At 55.5% G+C, this 2,363-nt stretch carries 2 rRNA genes (1 of these 2 running past the window's edge); both read right to left on the reverse strand.

Annotated features, from left to right (window positions below):
• A 23S ribosomal RNA gene (locus ACIPYT_RS16995) occupies positions 1–227 on the reverse strand; it reaches 2,976 nt to the left of the window's first position.
• 399 nt (positions 228–626) lie between these two features.
• Positions 627–2,148: ribosomal RNA gene (locus tag ACIPYT_RS17000) — 16S ribosomal RNA — on the reverse strand.
• The 16S and 23S rRNA genes sit together here, the layout of an rRNA operon.
• Positions 2,149–2,363: the final 215 nt, after the last annotated feature.

A 2,363-nucleotide genomic window follows, 5' to 3' on the forward strand; every position in this document is an offset into this window, starting at 1 on the left:
TCTTCCTGTGGGTACTGAGATGTTTCACTTCCCCACGTTCCCTCTACCCGCCCTATATATTCAGACGGGAGTCACTAGGTCGGCACGCCGCCCAGCGGGGTTTCCCCATTCGGACACCCTCGGATCAAAACTTGCTTATCAGTTCCCCGAGGCTTATCGCAGATTGCTACGTCCTTCTTCGGCTCCAGATGCCAAGGCATCCACCGTTTGCTCTTAAAGACTTGAAATCACATGAGTTTGAATCGATCGCCACACCCCGAAAGGCATGGAGATTGACTAATGATCTTTAAGATCATCTTGCGCAACCAATCCGAAGATCAGTTGCAAGATGCTCGCGTCCACTGTGTAGTTCTCAAAGTACGGGCGGTACCCCTCACCACCTCCCCACCGGGGAGACGACGAAAGGCCCAGAGGTCCAGTTCGACCCGAAGGCCGGCCCGGTCCCTCAGGACCCAACAGCGTGCAGCCGCCTGCTTGCATCCCCCACCGTTCCTGATCCGAAGACCGTACTAACTGGAGTCAGCTGCGCTGACGGCATGTCAAATGTTCCACCCATGAGCTCCCAGCGAAGAACATATGCCTTCGATCCGGGTTCTGGAAGTCCGAAGACTTCAGATGCTCCTTAGAAAGGAGGTGATCCAGCCGCACCTTCCGGTACGGCTACCTTGTTACGACTTAGTCCTAATTACCGATCCCACCTTCGACGGCTCCCTCCACAAGGGTTAGGCCACCGGCTTCAGGTGTTACCGACTTTCATGACTTGACGGGCGGTGTGTACAAGACCCGGGAACGTATTCACCGCAGCGTTGCTGATCTGCGATTACTAGCGACTCCGACTTCATGAGGTCGAGTTGCAGACCTCAATCCGAACTGGGACCGGCTTTTTGGGATTCGCTCCACCTCGCGGTATTGCAGCCCTTTGTACCGGCCATTGTAGCATGCGTGAAGCCCAAGACATAAGGGGCATGATGATTTGACGTCATCCCCACCTTCCTCCGAGTTGACCCCGGCAGTATCCCATGAGTTCCCACCATTACGTGCTGGCAACATAGAACGAGGGTTGCGCTCGTTGCGGGACTTAACCCAACATCTCACGACACGAGCTGACGACAACCATGCACCACCTGTTTACGAGTGTCCAAAGAGTTGACCATTTCTGGCCCGTTCTCGTATATGTCAAGCCTTGGTAAGGTTCTTCGCGTTGCATCGAATTAATCCGCATGCTCCGCCGCTTGTGCGGGTCCCCGTCAATTCCTTTGAGTTTTAGCCTTGCGGCCGTACTCCCCAGGCGGGGAACTTAATGCGTTAGCTGCGTCACGGAATCCGTGGAATGGACCCCACAACTAGTTCCCAACGTTTACGGGGTGGACTACCAGGGTATCTAAGCCTGTTTGCTCCCCACCCTTTCGCTCCTCAGCGTCAGTTACGGCCCAGAGATCTGCCTTCGCCATCGGTGTTCCTCCTGATATCTGCGCATTCCACCGCTACACCAGGAATTCCAATCTCCCCTACCGCACTCTAGTCTGCCCGTACCCACTGCAGGCCCGAGGTTGAGCCTCGGGATTTCACAGCAGACGCGACAAACCGCCTACGAGCTCTTTACGCCCAATAATTCCGGATAACGCTTGCGCCCTACGTATTACCGCGGCTGCTGGCACGTAGTTAGCCGGCGCTTTTTCTGCAGGTACCGTCACTTTCGCTTCTTCCCTGCTAAAAGAGGTTTACAACCCGAAGGCCGTCATCCCTCACGCGGCGTTGCTGCATCAGGCTTCCGCCCATTGTGCAATATTCCCCACTGCTGCCTCCCGTAGGAGTCTGGGCCGTGTCTCAGTCCCAGTGTGGCCGGTCACCCTCTCAGGCCGGCTACCCGTCGACGCCTTGGTGAGCCATTACCTCACCAACAAGCTGATAGGCCGCGAGCCCATCCCCAACCGAAATTCTTTCCAGACGTTGACCATGCGATCACGTCTCGTATCCAGTATTAGACGCCGTTTCCAGCGCTTATCCCAGAGTCAGGGGCAGGTTGCTCACGTGTTACTCACCCGTTCGCCACTGATCCACCCAGCAAGCTGGGCTTCACCGTTCGACTTGCATGTGTTAAGCACGCCGCCAGCGTTCATCCTGAGCCAGGATCAAACTCTCCGTAAAAAAGAAATGCATACGCACACCGGGAAAACGATGACGCAGCGAGTTTGATGCTGACCAAAGAGACAAATTCATTGCTGACTTCATCCGAATGCCAGCCCTCCGAAGACGGCTGGTCTTTGATCCAAAGGAATCTCACCCTGCCGAAGCAGAGACGAGGTTATTTGGCATTTGACAAGTGCACGCTGTTGAGTTCTCAAGGATCGGACGCTCCCCCG

It is taken from the genome of Microbacterium sp. NPDC089695 (assembly GCF_044749085.1).
Classification (GTDB): Bacteria; Actinomycetota; Actinomycetes; order Actinomycetales; family Microbacteriaceae; genus Microbacterium.